The organism is Streptomyces sp. NPDC001153, from assembly GCF_053598315.1.
In genome coordinates, this window is the sequence record NZ_JBSFJZ010000012.1 from 13,596 (window position 1) to 32,565 (window position 18,970).

At 69.8% G+C, this 18,970-nt stretch carries 12 protein-coding genes; 1 reads left to right on the forward strand and 11 read right to left on the reverse strand.

What is annotated here, in order from left to right; all coding sequences use genetic code 11:
- Positions 1-118: 118 nt before the first annotated feature.
- Positions 119-1,624 (reverse strand): type VII secretion integral membrane protein EccD, encoded by a 1,506-nt coding sequence (eccD, locus tag ACWDEN_RS15555; RefSeq protein ID WP_351613969.1) that lies wholly within the window; start codon positions 1,622-1,624, stop codon positions 119-121.
- Between the two features lie 300 nt (positions 1,625-1,924).
- Between eccD and eccCa the strand changes: the two genes are divergently transcribed.
- Positions 1,925-5,890, forward strand: coding sequence for a type VII secretion protein EccCa (gene eccCa, locus ACWDEN_RS15560; RefSeq protein ID WP_450859389.1), 3,966 nt, complete (start codon positions 1,925-1,927; stop codon positions 5,888-5,890).
- 63 nt (positions 5,891-5,953) lie between these two features.
- On the opposite strand, the gene ACWDEN_RS15565 is transcribed toward eccCa, so the two are convergent.
- The 10 genes from ACWDEN_RS15565 to eccB all read right to left on the reverse strand — a co-directional run bounded on the left by ACWDEN_RS15565 (position 5,954) and on the right by eccB (position 18,951).
- Positions 5,954-8,035 (reverse strand): serine/threonine-protein kinase, encoded by a 2,082-nt coding sequence (locus tag ACWDEN_RS15565; RefSeq protein WP_351613924.1) that lies wholly within the window; start codon positions 8,033-8,035, stop codon positions 5,954-5,956.
- A gap of 34 nt (positions 8,036-8,069) precedes the next feature.
- Positions 8,070-10,301, reverse strand: coding sequence for a serine/threonine-protein kinase (locus ACWDEN_RS15570; RefSeq protein ID WP_450859391.1), 2,232 nt, complete (start codon positions 10,299-10,301; stop codon positions 8,070-8,072).
- A 9-nt stretch (positions 10,302-10,310) separates the two neighbouring features.
- Entirely contained in the window at positions 10,311-11,258 is a 948-nt protein-coding gene (locus tag ACWDEN_RS15575; RefSeq protein WP_351613918.1) for a protein kinase family protein, read from the reverse strand.
- A gap of 113 nt (positions 11,259-11,371) precedes the next feature.
- Positions 11,372-11,674 (reverse strand): WXG100 family type VII secretion target, encoded by a 303-nt coding sequence (locus ACWDEN_RS15580; protein ID WP_351613915.1) that lies wholly within the window; start codon positions 11,672-11,674, stop codon positions 11,372-11,374.
- Between the two features lie 38 nt (positions 11,675-11,712).
- Complete coding sequence (locus tag ACWDEN_RS15585; protein ID WP_450859493.1) at positions 11,713-12,111, reverse strand: WXG100 family type VII secretion target; 399 nt, start codon at positions 12,109-12,111, stop codon at positions 11,713-11,715.
- Positions 12,112-12,167: 56 nt separating this feature from the next.
- A complete protein-coding gene (locus ACWDEN_RS15590) occupies positions 12,168-13,274 on the reverse strand; it encodes a S8 family serine peptidase (RefSeq protein ID WP_450859394.1) in 1,107 nt (368 codons plus the stop codon).
- Between the two features lie 198 nt (positions 13,275-13,472).
- A complete protein-coding gene (locus tag ACWDEN_RS15595; protein ID WP_450859396.1) occupies positions 13,473-15,230 on the reverse strand; it encodes a hypothetical protein in 1,758 nt (585 codons plus the stop codon).
- A complete protein-coding gene (locus ACWDEN_RS15600; protein ID WP_450859398.1) occupies positions 15,227-15,688 on the reverse strand; it encodes a hypothetical protein in 462 nt (153 codons plus the stop codon). The genes ACWDEN_RS15595 and ACWDEN_RS15600 overlap by 4 nt, the downstream gene beginning before the upstream one ends.
- A gap of 479 nt (positions 15,689-16,167) precedes the next feature.
- Positions 16,168-17,415, reverse strand: a complete 1,248-nt coding sequence (gene mycP / locus ACWDEN_RS15605; protein WP_351613906.1) for a type VII secretion-associated serine protease mycosin — start codon at positions 17,413-17,415, stop codon at positions 16,168-16,170.
- Between the two features lie 9 nt (positions 17,416-17,424).
- Positions 17,425-18,951: a type VII secretion protein EccB gene (gene eccB / locus ACWDEN_RS15610; RefSeq protein WP_351613903.1), complete on the reverse strand. Its 1,527-nt coding sequence runs from the start codon at positions 18,949-18,951 to the stop codon at positions 17,425-17,427.
- Positions 18,952-18,970: the final 19 nt, after the last annotated feature.

Sequence of the window (18,970 nt, forward strand, 5' to 3'; positions counted from 1 at the left end):
CCGGCGCGACGATGATCGCGTTCTTGTGGGGTCTCGGGTCCGAGGGCCTCGCGGCGGCATGAGCGGGCCCGCTTCGGAGGGCCGCCGGCGCCGAGTCTCCCCGGCGGCCCCGAGCGGATCATTTGCTGGTCATGGCCCGCGCGGTCGCGTACACGTTGAAGACGGCCAGGGTCAGCGGGATCAGCGTCAGCAGGACGAAGCCCTCGCAGATCTCCAGGAAGCGGCCCCAGAACGGGGTCAGGCCGCCGCGCGGCAGGATCAGGCCCACCGCGGTCACCACCGCGGTGGCCGCGGCGATGGCCGCGATCAGCCAGATGGTGCGGATGTCCAGGTCGGTACGGTCGCCGGTCAGCGCCTCGAGCACCACATGGCGCGGCGGGTCGAGGGCGAGGCCGAGACCGAGCAGGACCACGGAGGCGAGGCCCGCGGCGAGGACGGGGGCGACCTGGGCGGTGTAGCGGAAGAGCCCGGCGCGCATCAGCATCGCCACTCCGGTCGCCAGCGCGAGCACCTGGGCCCAGACGTCGTCGGAGAAGCCCAGCACCGCCGAGGCGCCGACGGCGAGCACGGCGCAGCCGCCGACGAGGCCGACGAGGAGTTCGTGGCCGCGCCGGGCCTGGGCCTTCACGCGCTCGGTGTCCACCGGCTCCGGCGCGGTGGACTCGGTGCCGTAGGCGGACCGGGCGGGGCCCGCGCTGCTCGGGTTCTCGAAGCCGATGGGCAGCCGGGCGAAGCGCATGGACATGCCGGGCAGGAACGCGAGCGCGCCCACGGCGACGGGCGCGGTCAGGGCGGCCATCTCGGTCGCGGACCAGTGGGTGAGCGTCGCGACGAAGACGACGACCAGCGCGATCCCCGAGGCGAACACGAAGGCGACGAACGGGCCGTCGCCCTGCGGGGAGCACAGGGCGAGGATCAGCGCCGCGACGAGGACAGCGGCGCAGGCCAGCAGGAACTGCAGTCTGCCGATGCCCTCGCCGTGGGTGAGCGGCAGCAGTCCGCTGCCGGCGACCCCGATGTTGGGCAAGGCGCCGAGGCCGAGGGCAACGGCCGAGCCGCGGTCGTCGTAGACGCGGGCGCGGATCGCGGCGAGCACGACCAGGAGGACACCGGCGACGGCCGCGAGGATGCCGGCCAGGCCGTGCATGTCGTGGCGCGGGTCGGCGGTCCAGGCGACGAACGCGAGCAGCGCCGGCAGCACTCCGCCACCGACGAGACCCGCGGCCCGGGTGAGGTCACCGCTCCACAGCTTGTGCTGCTTGGTGACGGCGGAGGCGACGGCCTCGGCGACGTCGTCGAAGACGGCCGGCGGCAGGGACTCCGCGAACGGGCGGAGGGTGAGAAGTTCGCCGTCGAGAATGCGCTGGGCGGCGAAGGAGCGGGCGCTGTCCAGCACGGTGCCGTCGGTGCGGACGAGGTGGTAGCCGACCGGGGCGCCCGCCTCGGGGCTCTGCTGGGACAGCCGGAGGATCTCCGGACAGAGGTCCGCGACCGGGACGTCGTCGGGCAGCGCGACGTCGATACGGCTGTCGGGCGCGACGATGGTGACCCGGCAGAAGCCGAGTCCGGTGCCGGACCCGGCGGGGGCTCCCGTCCCGGGTCCGCCGGTGGCGGCGGCCGTCATGCTCACCTGCTGCTCCCCCTCAGTGGTGGTGGTGCGTCTACTTCGTGAAAGTCTCGTGCCGGTTCGCCGCGCGGGCGGCGGCACGGGTGCCGTACGGCAGGGTTCCCGGGTCTTCCCGCCTGAAGATCAAGGGGATTGTCCCGGTATGCACAGCCTGCTCGGCGTGTGCTCACGCGAACATCCGGCACCCTACCGCTCACCGGTGTCCGGTGAACTCAGTAGGATCACGCGGCGGCCTGCGCTCGCCGGACACGGGGCGGCGAGCGGAAAGCCTGGGTCGGGCAAGGGAATTGGTGAGCAGTGAGCCAGATTGTCGTCAAGCGCCCCGCTAGAGCGCTGCCGTCCGAAGTGCCCACGGAAGACGTCGTTGTCCAGCCACCGCCCGAACTGCCCCGGGGTCATCAGGAGAGCGTCCTGATGCAGCTCCTGCCCACGCTGGGCATGGGTGGCTCGGTGGTGTTCTTCTTCACGAACGGTCAGCCGTTCATGAAGATCATGGGCATGATCATGATCGCCTCGACGGTGGCGATGTCCATCGCGATGGTGGTCCGCTTCCGCCGCGGCTCCCAGGGCCAACTGGCCGACATGCGGCGTGACTACCTCAGCTATCTGTCGCAGACCCGCAAGTCCGCCGTGGCGACGGCGAGGACGCAGCGGGACGCGCAGTACTACCTGCACCCCTCTCCCGAGCAACTGTGGGCGCTCGTCGCCGAGGGCAGCCGGGTGTGGGAACGGCGGCCCGGCGACGAGGACTTCGCGCATGTGCGCGTCGGACTGGGCCCGCAGCCGCTGGCGACCCCGCTCATCGCTCCCGAGACGGGGCCGGTCGAGCAGCTGGAGCCGCTGACCGCGGGCGCGATGCAGCGCTTCCTCGCCGCGCACCACACCGTCGGCGACCTGCCGATGGCGGTGTCCCTGCGCGCCTTCTACCACGTGACGGTCAGCGGCGAGCCGCAGTCCGTACGGTCCTGTGCCCGCGCCCTGGTCGGCTCGCTGGCCTCGCTGCACTCCCCGGAGGACCTGCTCATCGCGGTGGCCACGGGCCGGGAGGCGCTGCCGCACTGGGACTGGGCGAAGTGGCTGCCGCATGTACAGGCCACCGGCGAGGTGGACGGCGCGGGCTCCCGCCGGCTGATCGGCACCGACCCACGCGAGCTCGAGGACCTGCTGTCCGTCCGGCTGACCGGCCGCCCCCGCTTCCACCCCACCGCGTCCCCGCTGCTCGACGCGCCGCACATCGTGCTCGTCCTGGACGACATCTCCCTGCTGCCGGACTCGGTGCTCGCCAACCCCGAGGGCCTGCAGGGTGTCACGGTCGTCGAGGTCGTACCCGGCGAACTCACGACGGCGGGCGGCGACCTGTCCATCGTCGTGCAGCCGGGCATGCTGCGCCTGGAGTCCGGGCACGGCGAGGTCTACGAGGGCACTCCGGACGGTCTCTCCTACGAGTCCGCCGAGGCACTGGCCCGGCAACTGGCGCCGCTGCGCATGGCGTCCGGCGGCGATGACGACGAACCGCTGCTGGCGAACCTCGAGTTCACCGACCTCCTCGGACTCGGCGACGCCGCCTCGGTCGACACCAAGCGGACCTGGCGCCCGCGCGCGCTGGCGGAACGCCTGCGGGTACCGATCGGTCTCGGCGAGGACGGCCGCCCGGTCATGCTGGACCTGAAGGAGGCCGCGCAGGAAGGCATGGGCCCGCACGGCCTGTGCGTCGGTGCGACCGGTTCCGGCAAGTCGGAACTGCTGCGCACCCTGGTACTGGGCCTCGCCGTCACGCACTCCTCCGAGACGCTGAACTTCGTCCTCGCGGACTTCAAGGGTGGCGCCACCTTCGCCGGCATGGCGCAGATGCCGCACGTGGCGGCGGTCATCACCAACCTGGCCGACGACCTCACCCTGGTCGACCGCATGGGCGACTCGATCCGCGGTGAGCTGAACCGCCGCCAGGAACTGCTGCGCGACGCGGGCAACTACGCCAACATCCACGACTACGAGAAGGCCCGCGCGGCGGGTGCACCCCTGCAGCCGATCCCGTCGCTCGTCCTGGTGATCGACGAGTTCAGCGAGCTGCTGACCGCCAAGCCGGACTTCATCGAGATGTTCGTGCAGATCGGCCGTATCGGCCGTTCGCTGGGCGTGCACCTGCTGCTGGCCTCGCAGCGCCTGGAGGAGGGCCGCCTGCGCGGCCTGGAGACGTACCTGTCGTACCGCATCGGCCTGCGGACCTTCTCGGCGGCGGAATCCCGTGCCGCCCTGGGCGTCCCCGACGCCTACGAGCTCCCGAACGTCCCCGGTTCCGGCTTCCTGAAGTTCGGCACGGACGAAATGGTCCGCTTCAAGGCGGCGTACGTCTCCGGCGTCTACCGCTCGGGCCCGCAGCGCGCGACGCTGGGCGGCGGACCCCTGCCGGTGGACCGGCGTCCGGTGCTGTTCACGGCCACCGAGGTGCCGGTGCAGTACACCGCCGTCCCCCACCAGCGCACCGAGTCCGCCCCCGAGGTCGACGAGGCGCTGGCCGACACGGTCCTCGACGTGATCGTGCGCCGGCTGGAGGCACAGGGGCCGGCGGCGCACCAGGTGTGGCTGCCGCCGCTGGAGAGCCCGCCCTCGCTGGACGCGCTGCTGCCCGGCCTCGCGGCCGTACCGGGCCGCGGTCTGACCCAGCCGAACTACGAGGGCGCCGGCCGCCTGATCGTCCCGGTCGGCCTGGTCGACAAACCGTACGAGCAGCGCCGCGACCGTCTGATGCTCGACTTCTCGGGCGCGGCCGGCCACATGCAGATCATCGGTGGCCCGCAGTCCGGCAAGTCGACCCTCCTGCGCTCCATGATCTGCTCCTTCGCGCTCACACACACGCCGCACGAAGTGCAGTTCTACGGCCTGGACTTCGGTGGCGGCGGTATGGCGGCGGTGGACGGCCTGCCACACGTGGGCGGTGTCGCCTCCCGCCTCGACCCGGAACGCGTCCGCCGTACGGTCTCCGAGGTCTACGGCGTGCTGACCCGCCGCGAGGAGTACTTCCGCTCCGCCGGCATCGCCTCGATCGCCGACTACCGCAACCGCCGCGCCCGCGGCGAGATCTCGGTCACCGACCAGCCCTGGGGCGACGTCTTCCTGATCATCGACGGCTGGGGCAACTTCCGCACGGACTACGAGGCCCTGGAACCGGCGGTGCTGGACATCGCCGCGCGCGGCCTCGGCTACGGCATCCACGTGGTCATCACGGCGTCGCGCTCGATGGAGGTCCGGGCGAACCTCAAGGACCACCTGATGAACCGCCTGGAGCTGCGCCTGGGCGACGTCATGGACTCGGAGATCGACCGCAAGGTGGCGGTGAACGTCCCCGCCGGTGTTCCCGGCCGTGGTCTGTCCCCCCAGAAGCTGCACTTCATGGCCGCGGTGCCGCGCATCGACGGCCTGACGTCCGACACCGACCTCGCCGAGGCCACGGCGGCGCTGTCCACCGAGGTCGGCCGCCACTGGCAGGAGCCGGGCGCGCCCAAGGTGCGGCTGCTGCCGCGCCGGCTGGAGGCGGTCCAGCTGCCGCCGGGCGACCACTTCCCGAAGCAGGGCATCGCCTTCGCACTGGACGAGGACAACCTGGAGCCGGTCTTCCTGGACTTCGAGCAGGACCCGTTCTTCCTCGTCTTCGGCGAGAGCGAGTCCGGCAAGTCCAACCTGCTGCGGCTGCTGATCAGGCAGCTGTCGCTGCGGTACGGCGGCGACGAGGCGAAGTTCTTCGTCGTCGACAACCGCCGTTCCCTCCTGGACATCACGCCGGCCTCGCACCTGGCGGAGTACATCCCGATGTCCAGCCAGATGGACCACCACATGACGGCCCTGGCCGACCTCATGCAGCGCCGGACGCCCACGGGCGACGTCACCCCGCAGCAGCTTCGGGACCGCAGCTGGTGGCGCGGCCCGCAGGTCTTCGTCGTGATCGACGACTACGACCTGGTCTCCACGTCCAGCGGCAACCCGCTGGGCGGTCTGACGGAGATGCTGCCCTTCGCCCGTGACGTCGGCGTCCGCTTCGTCATCGCCCGCTCCTCCGCGGGCGCGAGCCGGGCCGCCTACGAGCCGTTCATGCAGCGCATGAAGGAACTCGGCGCCCAGGGCATCCTCCTGGCCGGCGACCCGGGCGAGGGCGACATCCTCGGTGGGGTCAGGCCGCGGCCGATGCCCGCGGGGCGGGGCGTCTTCGTGTCGCGGAAGCGGGGGAAGCCGTTGGTTCAGACGGGATGGGTGGACGTGGAGTACTGACGTCCACGGGTCTTGCCGGGTACGGCGGTCGCGCGAGCCGCCGTACCCGGTGTTTGCGGGAGGTCAGAAGACAGGCAACGCGACCAGGCTGTTGCCGCCGGTGACGAAGGCTCGGTTTCCGCCGACAGCAAGCTTGAGATCGAAGACCCAGCGAGGATCGTAGTACCAGGTGTCGGAGCCGTCTTTGACGCTCAGGGTGTGGACCGAGAGGCCGTCGTTCAGGTCCTCGAGCACCCATGCGCCGCTGCCCTGGAGCAGGACCGGACTCCCCTCGGTACCGCCCGGCGCAAACCAGTCCTTCTGGCCCTTACGGAGGCCGAGCCCCGCGATGAAGCCGCCGACGGTCGCATACACACGGTCGGCGGAGACCCACGCGGGACCCCATTCCGACGAGCTCCCCAATGCGTTCGTCCCACGCCAGACCTCCTTGCCGTCCGAGATTCTCCGGCCGGTCATTGTCCTGCCGTTGAGGTAGACCACACCGCTACCGGCCACCGGAACGAGCTGTGTCTTCTTCGCCTGGTCGTACACCGTCCACAGAGTGCGGCCGGTCTTCGTACTGACCGCCACCGCGTGTCCGCTGGTGGTCGAGACGACCAGTACGCCGCTGTCCACCGCGCCCTGGGGATGGAGGCCGGTCCTGAACCGCTCCGGCACCGACACGGTCCAACGGAGGCCCGCATCGGAACGACCCACCGAACGCAACCGGTGGTCCTTCGTCACGACATACACCGCCTCCTCGTCGACGGCCAGCAGCGCCTCGGCCTCGGCCTCCGCACTCCACTTGGGCTCGCCCGTGGACGGGACGAAGGTGTGCAGCGTGCCGTCCTTGTCGGCGGCCACGACCAATCGGTCGGAGAGCGACAGACAACCACTCGACATCTCCATGTCGGAGGCCAGCCAGCGGCGTTTGCCGTCGACGACGTTGAACGCCGCCATGCCGCCGGACTCGGCACCGGTGACGACGACGTCCCGGATCGGCAGCGGAGCCGGCGCATGCGTTCCCACCGCCCCATCGTGCCTCCAGAGCGGCTTGACGGGATCACCGACGATGAAGTCGCCGTCGTCGGCGGAAAGAGGGCGTGCCGCCGGCGTCTTCACCGCGGGCGGAATGGTGAACAGGTCCTTCCGGCTCGAGCCGCCGCCGCGCAGCAGCCACCATCCGGTGCCGCCGGTCGCCGCGAGCAGCGCGCCGCCGGCGGCGAATCCGGTCAGCAGCCTTCTCCGGCTCGGCCCGGCCACGGACTGCGTCGTCAGCAGGGGCGCAGTCAATTCCCGTACCTGACGCTCCCGCTCCCTGATCGCATCGGCCACGGGCCCGCTCTTCCACACCCCGTCGGACCGCCTGGACGGGGCGAAGGCCCCAGCGATCTGGTCGGGAGTGGGCCGCCCGGCCGCCTCCTTCGCGAGGCATGGCGCGATCAGAGCGTGCTGCTCGGGCGAGAGACCGTGCCAGCGCGGTTCACCGTGGACGACCTCGTACTGGACCGCGGCGACATGGGTGCCGCCGAACGCCCGGTGCCCGGTGGCCGCGTACACGAGAACGGCGCCGAGGGAGAAGACGTCGGCAGCCGGGGTGACCCGACGGCCGAGCACCTGCTCGGGGGCGCCGTACCCCGGCGTGACCGGGATCTGCCCGGTGGTGGTGAGCGTGAGACCGTGCTCGGGGCGGGCGATGCCGAAGTCGATGATCCGTGGGCCGTTCGAGGTGAGCACGATGTTCGGCGGCTTGAGGTCGCGATGGACGAACCCGGCGGCGTGGATGTCACGCAGCGTACGGGCGACGGAGGCGGCCAGGGCACGCAGTTTCACGTCGTCCAGCGGACCTTGCTGATCCACGATCTGGTCCAGGGTCGGCCCGGCGAGGAACTCCGTGGCGATCCACGGCCGTCCACCCTCGGTCTGGGCACCCAGCACCGCTGCCACACCCGGGCTCCGCACGGCCGCGGCCGCCACCGCCTCCCGCACGAAACGCTGGGCGAGGCCCGTGTCGTGGGCGAGTTCGGGCCGCAGCACCTTCACGGCGGCGACGGTGCTCGCATGGTCCTGCCCCACGTACACCTTGCCCATGCCGCCCTCGCCCAGCACACCGAGCAGCCGGTACGGTCCGAGCCGGATCGGGTCGCCGGTCCCCAGGGGCCTCATCGCTTGTCGTTCTCCGTTCTCCGCACCGGACGGTTCATCGCAAGGGGAAGGCCGCGAGGAAGTGCCCGCCGAGCGCGATGACCGCGCTTGCCTTCTCATGGATCATGAAACGGTCACCGGTGGTCCGGTAGGAGTGGGCCGGCTCGTGGGAGGACAGATCGATCGCCCACAATCGCGATCCTCGCCTGGTGTACGCGTAGTCGGAGCTGACCACGGGCGGGGCACTCAGGTCCGCGGCAGTGCCCTGCCCACCCTTTTCCTGCCACTTGACGCGCCCGCTCGCCGGGTCGAAGGCGACGAGCCCGAGCCCCTTCTCGACGGCGTACAGGGTGCCGTCCTTGATCACCGGAAGGCCATAGGTGCGACCCGGCCGTTCGGACGCCGAGTCCCAGGCCACACTCCCGTCGCCGAGCCGCAGTGCCCTCAGTCGGCCGGCACCCACGTACAGGTGCTGCGCGTCGGTGACCAGGGACTCCCGTACCCGGTCCGGGACGACGCCGTCCAGCTTGCGGTCCCACCGGACGGTTCCCGTACCCGTGTCGCGTACGACGGCGTGCACGCTGCCGTCGTTCGCTTCCTGAAGCGCCACGAGACGGTTCCCCACGACCGAGGCACCGAGGAAGAACAGGTGCGGGACCTCCTGGTGCCGACCGGGCAGCGGTGCCTTCCACAGACGCTTGCCGCTGCTGATGTCCACCGCGAACACGTACCAGGACTGGGAGGCGAGGAAGCTGAAGGAGAACTTGCCGTGCCCGGCCACCGCGTAGGCCACCCCGTCCGCGGTGCACAGCGCCTGGTTCAGTGCGAGCCCATTGAGGTCGGTGAACTGCGCGAAGGGCTCCCCGACCGTGCCGGCGCGGACGTCGATCGAGGCCAGCGCCAAGGGGCTCGCATGGGAGGAATCGGATCCGGTGTAGCCGTCGTTCACCTCCTTCACCAGGAACATGCGACCGGCGTCGGAGGCGATCTGCCACGGTACAGGCGAGTTGAGCGTCTTCCAGGCGACCTTCCCGCTCTGCGCGACGACCCCTTCCAGGAAGTTTCCGGCCATCACCACGACCATGTCGCCGACGGCCTGCAACGGCACCGGATAGGAGTCCAGGGGGCCCTCTGTGAAGCCCCCGTTGTACGTGTCCTCGACCTGGACCTGCCAGCGGGAGTCCAGCTGCTTCTTCGGCAGCTGGCTGTTGCTGGGCCCGGGCGCGGGTTGTGGCTTCGGGCCACCGGCTTGCTCGCTCCAGGCCCACGCCCCCGCCACTCCCGCGGCCGCGACGCCCAGTGCCGCGCCGCCGCCGGTGAGCAGCAGACGGCGACGGGACCACCGTACGGGCGCGGCCGTCGGCGCGGGGGCCGGCTCATCGACGGGAGCCGGCAGCCGCTGCGGCATGACCTGCCACACCTCGGTGGCCCGCCGCCCGATGTCGGCCAGGAGCACGTCCGGCAGGTGGTCGGCGAACTCACCGGTCCCGTCGTGCAGTTGGGAGGCGAGCCGACCGGTCGTCGGCCGCCGGAACGGGTTCTTGTCCAGGCACGGCGCGAGCACCGGTACCAGGCTGTCGGGCACACCGCTCAGGTCGGGCTCGGCGTACTGCACCCGGTAGAGCAGATCGGCCGCCTGCCCGTGCCCGAAGGGCGGATGCCCGGTGGCGGCGAAGACGAGCAGCCCGGCGAGTGCGAACACGTCACCCGCGGCCGTGTGCTCCTGCCCGCTCGCCTGCTCCGGCGACATGAAGGCGGGGGTACCGACCGCGACCCCGACACGGGTGAGGTGATCGTCACCGGCGGCGCGGGCGATACCGAAGTCGATGACCTTGGGCCCGTACGCGGTGATGAGGACGTTGGACGGCTTGAGATCACGGTGGACGACGTCCGAGGCGTGCAACTGCCCCAGGGCCCCGCACAGTGCGGCACCCAACGCCCGTACGGACGTCTCGGGCAGCGGACCGCACAGCTCCACGGCCTCGTCGAGGGGCGGTCCGAGCACGTACTCGGTGGCGAACCAGGGCGTGCCGGCTCGCGGGTCCGCCTCGACGACCCCGGCGCCGTATCGCTCCCCCACGACCCGTGCCGCGTCGGTCTCCAGCCGGAACCGGGTGCGGAAGGCCGGGTCGGAGGCGATCCGGGCGTGCATGGTCTTCAGCGCGACGGTACGGCCGCCTGCGGTACGCGCGAGGTAGACGGTGCCCATCCCGCCGCTGCCGAGGCGGGCGATCGGCCGGTAGGGGCCGATCGCCTGGGGGTCGTCGTGAGTGAGTGGGGAGGGCATGGGTCGTCTTCAGTGCGAGTGGGATACCGGGTCGGTGGACGATACGGGGGCGGCCTCGTTGGGGATCTCCGCCATGAGGACGGCAGCCGACTGATGGGCGAGGGCCGCGACGACACGCCCCGGGAGCCAGCCGGGGGCGGTGGAACGACGTTCCGTCCCGGTGTCACCGCCCAGGGCGTCGATCAGCTCCGCCAGCTGGGGGCGGTTGCCCGGGTCACGTGAGAGGCATCGGGCGATCACGGCACGGAAGGCGGCGGGAAGTTCGTCGCGTTCCGGCGTCGTGTACCCGGTGGCCGCGTAGGCGAGTGTCGCCCCGAGGGCGTACACGTCACCGAGGGGACGCGGGCGCCCGCCGGTCGCCTGTTCCGGCGGCAGGCTGCCCGGTTCGAGACCCGGCAGCCCTGAGCGGGAAGCACCGTCGGGCGCGGCCGCGCGCACGGCGCCGAAGCAGGAGAGGCGGGGCCCGTCGGCGGCGAGCAGGACGGCCGCCGGAGAGATGCCGGCGAAGGTCAGCCCCTGCCCGTGCACGACCGCCAGCGTCTCGGCGAGAGCGACGCCGAGCGTGCGTACGGTCCGCTCGGGCAGCGGACCGCCGTGTACGGCGAGGGCGGTGGGCAGCGGCAGGGCGGGCAGGTACGGGCGGCAGCACCAGGCGGGCTCACCTGGGCCGGCGACGGCGGAGACCGGCGCCGCGCAGCTGCCGAGGAGATAGCGGGAGGCCTCGGCTTCCGCCAGGAAGAGCTGGGGATCGCGGCCGGATAGGGGAAGGGAGAGCAGAACGGTGTGCTGACCGTCGGCACTACGGGCGATGTACCGCCGCTCCGGGACGGGCACCTTGGTGTGGGGATCGTCCAGCGCGGTGATCAGGTGGTACGGGCCCACCCGCCGCTGCGTTTTCGCGGCTCTGCCCGGTTCTTCCCCGGCGGCCACACCCGTGGCGCCACCTGTCGCCTGCATTCCCTGTCCTGGTTCTTCCGCTTTGCCGGGCCGGTACCCGGACGCGACTGGGGGTGGGCACCCTCCGTGCGTGCCCACCCCGCTACCGCGACGTGCCGATCGGTTCCGGCTGCCTACATGAAGTAGCTGGCGGCCTTCTTGTCGCCGCCCATGTAGTCACCGCCGGCGGCGTGCACGGCGTGGCCGATGGCGACCAGAGCCTCGTGGATGGCTCGGGCGTTGTTGTCCCACTCGGTCTGCTTGTCGATGTACGCCTTGTGGGCCTCGCCCTCCCACATGCCGGAGACCTTCTGGATCTCCCTCTTGATCTGGTCGAGGCTGGCCTCAAGGTTTTTGGCCTGGGTGCCGATTTCGGTCGCCATGTGGTCAAGACCGGCGTAGTGGACTTCTGTCACGCCATCGTTGTGGACGCTCATGATTCCTCCGTTGCTGAGAAGTGGTGGTCGGGCGCGGATCAGAGTTTGGTCAGCGCCGACGGCGCGCCGCCGAGGTCCACATTGATGCCCTGGACGCTGGCGCGGACCTGGTCCTCGGTGTGGTCGTTGATCTTCATGGTCTTGTTCATCGCATCGATGAAACCGACCAGGATGGTGCCGAGTCGGACCATGCGCTCATTGATCTCGGTCTGCTTCTGGTTGAACGCGCCGGCGCCGATGCCCTTCCAGTGCCCCTCGAGCGAGTCGATCAGGTGCTGGAGGCGCGCGAGCTGGCCCTTGATGTGGTCGAACTGCTGCAGAAGATTCTGCTCGAGGACTACGACTGAGTCTTTGGTGATCTTCTGAGTGCCTGCTGCCACTTCGATGCCCTTCTGTGTGAACTGACCTCGCCGGGTGCCGACTTCTGACGTCGGCACTGCCGGCAAGCGGACCTCTGCTCATTCGGCGAACGAGCAGCTGCGCGGGAGACCGGTCAGGCGCTACGGCGTGCACGCAGCACGGCGAAACCAGCGCCTCCGATGACTAGTACGCCGGCTGCGGCGCCGACGATCACCCAGGTTTGCGTGTCACCGCCGGAGCCCGAGTCCTTCGCGGCGGCGGAGGTGGGGCCGCCGGTGGTTCCGGTGCCCTTTGCCGATGTCCCGGAAGAGGGCGCGACCGACAGGCTCGGGGTGGCCATGATGTCTGCGTTCGCGTCGGTTCCGTTCTCGGCGTACAGGGGGTCCCTGTCGGCCGGACCCGGATCGATGTTCTTGTCGATCAGTACGCGGCGCGGGCGGATGAGACCGTAGCCGAGGTAGGTGCTGGGCTTGTCCTTCGGCCAGGAACGGCCCGCGGTGTCGAGGAGGGTCCGAAGGACCTGGTTGGCCGTCCAGTTGGGGTGAACCGACCAGACGAGGGCGGCGGAGGCGGAGGCGATGGCGGTGGACGGGCTGGTTCCATCGGTGTCGCAGTACTTGGTGAACGTGCCGTCGCACCAAGCGGGGATGTGGACGCCCGGGGCCGCGAAGTCCACATAGTTACTCTTTGTTGAGAACTTGGCCACCGTGCCGGACTTGTCGGTGGCGGATACGCCGACGACGTATGGGTAAACGGCCGGATAGGACTGCTTTCCCTTTTCTCCATCGTTACCGATGCCGGCGAACATCAGCTTGCCCTTGGAAGCGGCGTACTTGATGGCGTCTGCCTCGTCGGAGTCGGGGTACGGGCTGGCGAAAGACATGTTGATGATCTTGACGTCGCTGTCAGCGGCAGCCCGGATCGCTTCGGCGGAGTTGGCCAACTTCGCTTGATATTTGCGATCCGTCGATTCGTTCGACTGGACATGAAAGGGAACAATTTTAGCCCCCGGCGCCAGCCCCTTGACACCGCCTCCCGCTCCGGTACCAGCAATGATTTCAGCCATGCCCGTGCCATGACCGTCGTAGTCCTCACTCGCCTTGTAAGAAACAGACTTTGGCACCTGATCAGCCAGCACCTGACCCTTGAGCGTTGAGGTCGCCGGATTCACGCCCGAGTCAATAACGGCGACCTTCACCCCTTTACCGGTGCTGTGCTTCCATATCTCGTCGGCACCCATGGCTTTGAGATACCACTGCCTCGACTGAATATCCTCTGCCGCCGCTCCAGGAGCCAGCCCAGCCGACGCGATGGCCAATGTGCCGAGTGCCGAACACACTGCTGCCAGACGTCTCACATTGCACCTCGTCAGGAGGGCAGTACTTCTGCCGCGTCGGCCGGTCCCTGGCTTCATGCCTGTGCACGTCCTCGCTTGTGTTCAATCACGCTTCTGCGGCACATCGCGCCGCTGCTTCTGCGTCGGGCGGTGCTGTTGCTTCTCGGCAGGGCCGCCCTCGCGATCTGTCTCCCCGTTCACGCTCTGGCGGTTGCCGACCGTGCCGCGGCCGAGCCCTGCGCCACGGGCGCCGACCTCGGAGCCCCCGAGTGTCGATCCGGCGGAATTCCGGGGCGCACCGATCGCGCCTTCGGGATTACTTGCCGAACGCAGCACCGACTGGCCGGTGCCGGGATCCGCTTTCGCCGCAGGTACGCCGACAACTCCTCGCTGCCCGAGAGCGCCCTTCGGTTGCGCCGAGGAGACCGGCTCGTCTGCGCCGACGACCATACCCCGCGGAACACGGGAACTGGACGCCGCTCCCGACGTGCGGCCCGTGACAGGCTTGCCGCCCACGACGCCGTTGCGTGCTACGCCGACGGGGCCAGTCGCTCTCGCGTTTTCACCGGGCGTATTGGTCATCTTCGGCGTTCCACCGGTGACGCCACGCCCCAGAGGGGAACGTCCGGCCCCGCGCGCAGCAGCCGACTCACCGGCCTCAGTCGTACCCCCCACCGCGCGCGCAGCCTGCCCCGTGGGCCCCTGCAACACACGGCCGCCGGTAACGGCACGCCCTGCCTGGCCCTCGGGCTCCTGCGGCACTCGCCCACCCGCAGTGCCCGAAGGGCCGGTGCGCCCCTGCGTCGAAATCGGGAGCCGGCCGATCGGACGATAGCCCGTGGTACGCCCGACGGTAGGCGCGATCGGTGGCGTCATCGGTGCAGGCCCCAGCGGAGGCGCAGGCGTTTGCCCTCCACCGCCTGCAGTCGGAAGAGTGGGCGCGGGAGGGCTGGGCTGTGCGGTGTGTGCCGGGGGAGGCAGCGTGCCCACAGTGTTGATTTCCGTGCCGACATCGTGGCCGGTAGGCACGCTGGGCACGTGAACTTCCCTGAGGGGCGGTACACCGCCGCCGGCATCTGTTCCATGGGCCACAGGCGCCGCGTCATGGCCTTCCGCCACGCTTCGCCGGACCGTCGAGGCTGGTGTGGGCGACTCGGGGCTGATCACGCGACGCTGCTCATCAACCCAGCTTCCCGCTCGGGGCACCCCGAAGTCCGGAAGCTTGTCGATCTCGGCCATGGACGGCTTGGGCTCCGTGTGCAATGACCCGCCGGCCACCGAGTAGTAGGACCCCAACCGGACCATCTGGTTGATGGCCTCTTGCCGGTTCTTCTCGACCTTCTGCGCGAGCACGTACTCCGGGTTGCTCTCGACCTGCTTGGCCTTGGGCAGCAGCCAGGGCCGCTTCTGCTCGCCCACGGGCCGGGTGTCGCGGGGCGGCATATGTATGGAGGCCAGGCCCATGGCGGCGGTAGTGATCTCCGCACCGACGCTGTGCGCGTAGGCCTCGAACTTCTCGGCCCACTTGAGGAGTGATGTGGCGTACTTGTGGAAGGACGTGGCACCCTCGCCCTCCCAGTCGACCTTATCGACGTACCCACGCAGGTTCTTGGCGGCGTCATGAATAGCGTCGCGGGCATCCCAGATGGCCTTGCCCGCCATCTCCAGATGCTCGGGGTTGCCGTGCTCGACCAGGTCGATCATGTCGTTGAGGTCAGACTCGTCGAACTGGGTCCTGCCGAGCGGCGTGCCCCGGAACAAGTTCTCCACTGCGCCGAACGCCTCGGACGCACCGGCCAGCAGGTTCGCCTCTTTGTCGCCGCTGTTGTACGTGGGCTGCTGCTTCCCGTTGTCGCTCACTGGGAGCTCACCCCCGCAGACTTGTCACCGGAGTGCTGCCTCGTGTCCTTCGGGGGCTGCTCGTTCTGCTCGTGCTCCTTGGGGTGGGCCTTCTGGTACTCCTTGTCGAGCTGGGTCTTGATCTCCCAGAACCGACGCCGCACCTCGCCCTCGGTGTCGTCGTACGTGGCATCAGCCGATCGCGCCGCACACTGCAGAGCCTCCATGTGCAGGCTCAAGATTGTCGACATGTGTATGAGTCGGTCATGCACGTCCGTGTACTGCCCGTGCAGGTAATCCGCCTCCGGGAACGGGATCTTCGTACCACTGAACGACTGACGATCAAGCCCGTGGTGCCCGAGACTGGACGGGTTCGCCGGGGACTTCTCGAACGCCCCCAGCGCATCGCTCAACCCTTGACTGAACTTCGCCAGCGCATCGGCGCCGCGCCTCAGATTCGCGCTGCCACCGTCACTCACCGTGGCCCCTTCCCCGTTCCCCGTTGGTCGAGCTGTCGACGGACCGGGGAACCTCACCCGCACCCCTGGATCCATCGCTGACCACTGTAGTCACTGTGCAATTCGCGGCCAACTGAACTCTGCGACGGTTCAGTTGCAATGGTGTCCCGAAGTGACCGACTCGGGGGCAACCAAGACCGACAAGGTGGTCAATAACGACAGAAGCGCCCGTGCATCTGCGCAGAAATTTCACACACGGTCGGCTGCTCGAGCTCTGCACGTCATAGGGGCAAGATCTTTGCAACCACAAAACCAAGCCATGAAGCACTGACTGTGACCGCCCGTGAGGTGGCGCAACCGCCGGCCCGCGACCAGCCAGCCGGGTTGGTGGAGACGGTGGGGGGACGGGGGAGACCACCGGAGCGCCCGCACAGGGATGCAGTCAGGTGGCCAAACGCCTTGGCATCGACGCGCGTTCTGCCGGGGCCAGGCGCCGGTCGTCACCCTTCTGCTCGCCTCTCCAGTGCACCACGCCTGCGGCGGGCGTCCCGCAGGGCCACCGCGCCTCCGCTCAGGCCCGCCACCAGTACGGCCACGCCGATGGCCACGTACGTGGCGATGCGGGCGGTGCGTTCCTGAGGGGTTTCGCCGAGGGTGAGCTTGGCCGGGGTCGGGGCCTCCACATGGGTGAGGCCGGCGTCGGGGCGGGGGGCCTCGATCGGGTGGTCGTCCTCGGTGAGGGCGCGGACCGGGTCGACCACGCCCCAACCCACCAGGCGGTCATGGCCGTTGATCGAACGCTCTGCCGTCTGCTCGATCTGGGCCACGACCTCGCGGGCCGTCCAGTCGGGGTGCTTGGCCTTGATCAGCGCTGCCACGCCGGCAACGTAGGGCGCGGAGAAGCTCGTGCCGTTGTCGGAGCAGTGGCCGCCCTCGGGCACCGTCGAGATCATGTCGACGCCCGGGGCGGCGACGCCGACCCAGCTTCCGGACTGGGAGAAGGCCGCGCGTTCGTTGTTGCGGTCGGAGGCGGCGACTGCGAGGACGCCGTCGTAGGAGGCGGGGTACGTCCGCTTGGTGTTGCCGTCGAGGCCATCGTTGCCCGCCGACGCCACCACCACTATGCCTCGGTTCAGGGCCTCGTTGATCGCGTTCAGCAGCTCGTCGCCCGGTGCCACGGCATTCGTCGTGTCCTGGGAGATGTTGATGACCTGGGCCTTGACGTCGATCGCGTGCTTGATCGCCTTGGCGAGGGTGGAGGACGTGCCGTGGCCCTCGGCGTCGTTCTGCTTGATCGGGATGATCGTGGCCTCGGGGGCGAGCCCGACGAACCCGGTGCCCTTCATGGGGCGGGCGGCGATGATGCCCGCCACGCGGGTGCCGTGGCCGACCGTGTCGGTCGTGGGCTTGGACTTGGCGCCGTCGACCGGCTTGCCCTTGCTGTCCTTGGGGGGCAGGAGGTTCGCGCCCAGGGACGCGTCCACCGCGGGGGTCAGCTGAGGGTTGGCCGTGTCGACGCCCGTGTCGATGACCGCCACCTTCACGCCCTTGCCCTTGGACTGGCTCCACAGTTCATCGAGGTTGACGCGCTGCAGGGCCCATGGTGTGCCGGCGTACTTGTGGTTGGTCCTGGAGAACGTGCACTGGTCGGACACGGAGTCCGCGGCGGCCATCGGTGCCGCCGGCAGCGAGGCGGCAAGGGCCAGCGCCGTCGCCAGGATCGTACGGGTGCGCAGCGTGGATCGCATCGGCGTGCCTCACGAACCCTGCGGCTGGCGTGCCGCCGCCGTCGACAGACGTGGGCCCGTCGGCAGGAACTCCGACCAGGCGGCCGGGACGGGAGCCGGGGTCACACCGGCGTAGCCGAGGCGGGTCTGCGCCAGCTGGGCCTCCTGCTGGAGTTCCTTGCGCTGCTGGGGCGTGATACCGATGCCCTTGTCGTCGGTGGCGCTGTCGTCGTTGGACTGCAGGGCATAGCGCAGGCCGGTGTCGGTCACCAGGAAGACCGGGCCGTCCTTGGTCGCGGTGCCCTGGAACTGGCGGTACAACTGGCCCGAACCGGCGGTGACGTAGGCACTCGAGGAGCCGGTGGGCAGGACCGCCGGGAAGTCCTTGCCCGCCCAGGTGGTCAGCGTGGTGTTCCCGTTGCCGGGATCGACGTGGTTCAGGACGTTGCAGATCGTGCTGCGGCTGCCGTCGGCGGTGGAGGCGTCGTTGACCGCGCTGGGCTTCTGCGTCGGCCATTTGTGTTCGGCAGCGAACGGCGTGCCCCGGGTGATGGCGCCTGCGCTGACCTCCTGGGCGTGACCGGCCTGGCCGAGCTTGACGAGGTCCCTGCTGGCCAGCAGCAGCTGGGCGACGAAGTCCGAGACGGGCGCGACGCGGCCCGGCAGCACGACGAAGTACTGCTCCTGGCCGTTGACCGGCGCCCTGAGGACCATGCCGACCTTGTTGGCGTCGCCGAGCTCACCGGGCGCGTTCGCGGCGGCGCCCGGGACGCCGGTGATCTGCGGGAAGCTGATGCGGTCGCCGAGGTGGAGAGTGTCGATCCACGCCCTGGTCACCTGCTGCGGCTTGCGGTCAGCGCCCACGAGGGTCTCCAGCAGGAGCGGGTCGGACCCGTCCAGCGGGTACGCCGTGCCCTGCGCGTCGACCACGTACTGCTTCTTGTCCGTCGGAGTGGTGACGTAGAGAAGTTCGCCGCCTTGCAACTTCTCCGGCCCGTCGGTCAGCTTCTGGTCGCGCTTGGCCAGGACGAACGCGGCCTTCTGGATGGAGCTGCCGCTGCCGCTCGGCCGTTCGCAGACGGCCCACTCCTTGGTCGCGCCGGCTTCGCTGTCGGAGGGCAGGCGGTCCGGGGCATAGGGGATGCCGATGGTGACGCCGTGCGGGATCTTGCCGTTGTCGAGGATCGACTCGTCCACGGTGACCACGCTGACGTCGTTCTGGCTGTCGAGAACGAGCTTGGCGGACGCCATGTTGAGGACGGGGTGCAGTTGCACCTTGCCCTCCGTCTTCAGCACGACGTACCGCGTGGTGGACTTGCTGGCGATGATCACATTCTGCCCGGGCTTGTCCCAGCCCTGCGGCGCGGTCGGCTTGAACATGCCCCAGGCGCCGAACGCGGCGAGGACGACGACACCGACGATGGTGCCGGGCAGGACGGCGCGCAGCGGCCGCGGCGCCCCCTCGTCGGAGGCATCCGGCGAGGACTGCACGAACGACGCGAGCATGCGACGCTTCGCGAAGGTGTAGGCGTTGAGTTGGTCCCGCCGAGATGCCATCTGTGCCTTTTTCTCCCCG

Bases quoted from the DNA above. Each gene is read 5' to 3' on its own strand.
- ACWDEN_RS15570 (WP_450859391.1), bottom strand. From the start codon at position 10,301: ATGCCCTCCCCACTCACTCACGACGACCCCCAGGCGATCGGCCCCTAC.
- eccD (WP_351613969.1), bottom strand. From the start codon at position 1,624: ATGACGGCCGCCGCCACCGGCGGACCCGGGACGGGAGCCCCCGCCGGG.
- ACWDEN_RS15580 (WP_351613915.1), bottom strand. From the start codon at position 11,674: ATGAGCGTCCACAACGATGGCGTGACAGAAGTCCACTACGCCGGTCTT.
- mycP (WP_351613906.1), bottom strand. From the start codon at position 17,415: ATGCGATCCACGCTGCGCACCCGTACGATCCTGGCGACGGCGCTGGCC.
- ACWDEN_RS15565 (WP_351613924.1), bottom strand. From the start codon at position 8,035: ATGAGGCCCCTGGGGACCGGCGACCCGATCCGGCTCGGACCGTACCGG.
- ACWDEN_RS15590 (WP_450859394.1), bottom strand. From the start codon at position 13,274: ATGGGTGCCGACGAGATATGGAAGCACAGCACCGGTAAAGGGGTGAAG.
- ACWDEN_RS15575 (WP_351613918.1), bottom strand. From the start codon at position 11,258: ATGCAGGCGACAGGTGGCGCCACGGGTGTGGCCGCCGGGGAAGAACCG.
- eccB (WP_351613903.1), bottom strand. From the start codon at position 18,951: ATGGCATCTCGGCGGGACCAACTCAACGCCTACACCTTCGCGAAGCGT.